Source organism: Moorena sp. SIO4A1, assembly GCF_010672065.1.
Classification (GTDB): domain Bacteria; phylum Cyanobacteriota; class Cyanobacteriia; order Cyanobacteriales; family Coleofasciculaceae; genus Moorena.
This window is the reverse complement of sequence record NZ_JAAHHX010001000.1, coordinates 1-1103: the sequence shown is the minus strand read 5'-3', so window position 1 is coordinate 1103 and position 1103 is coordinate 1. Positions and strand designations below refer to the sequence as shown.

The following is a 1103-nucleotide window of genomic DNA, read 5'->3' as shown; positions in this document are numbered from 1 at the left end:
TTACCTGTTCCCTGTTCCCTGTTCCCTGTTCCCTAAAATCTAGAAATTGTTTACCTCATAGCTATGATAATTGCTATATCTACGTTTTACAACCAATTCCCAATCATAATAAACGGTGCCCAAAAATAAGGATTATCATATTGGTTATTTATTTCTGGGATTTCTTTTGCCTTAAGTAATTTTATCTGAGCAGCTTGTAACGCTTTCGCTTTACTCATTCCCAATTGATGTATATTTCTATAAAAGTCTTTCACTAACAAAGATGTAGATTCATCTCCCACAGACCAAAGGGAAGCCATTGCACTTCTGACCCCAACTTGCAAAGCTACTCCAGCTAAACCCAAACTAGAACGTTCATCACCTACCGCTGTTTGACAAGCCGTTAGTGCTAAAAGTTCAACAGAGGCAGAACCGCCACTGACTTGGCCTAGGACTGTTTCTAATTCATTGATGGTGAGTTTATTATTATTTCCTGTAACTAAAAACGTATCTTCGGAAATTATTCCAAATTGAGCATGAGTTGCTATATGAATAACTGGGTAAACGGTATCTTGAATTTCAGTTTCTAGTTTATTCGGTTCAAAGTCTTCATCTATAAACTGTTTATGATTAGGAAATATTTTTTGAACTTCTTTGATTTCTAAGGGTACACTTGGCAACGCTGGGAATAATATCTCGTCAATTATTGCTTCTTTACTGACACCCAAAATTAAGGCACGACCTGTTTGAGTAGTTAGTTTTTTGGGTGCAGTTAAACTTAAACTAGGGGTGGTAGCGATCGCATAGTTTTCAATTAAGTATTTCTGAGCTTTTTTATCATAAAGGGCAGCCATTGGAATGTCACGCAAAAAGCTGTCTTGAATGAAAACAATAGTTTCGATAGATTGCGACGTTAAATAATCCTCAAAAGGAAGAATCATCAAATCATATAACGTTTCAGCTTCAGTAGTATCATAAGTGATTGACACTGAACCGTATATTAATCCTTGGCGGAATTTTTCAATCTGATTTCTAAAATCTTTCTGTGATAGTTCTATCCAGTGTAAGTGTTTTTCCTTATTTGGCAGAGTCAAAATCATTGCCGTACCATCGTCTAAAATAAT

1 protein-coding gene is annotated in these 1103 nt (G+C 35.8%); it reads right to left on the bottom strand.

What is annotated here, in order from left to right:
- Nucleotides 1-86: 86 nt before the first annotated feature.
- Nucleotides 87-1103 (bottom strand): CHAT domain-containing protein (locus tag F6K53_RS44775; RefSeq protein ID WP_293087503.1); only part of this gene is annotated, 1017 nt, incomplete at its 5' end.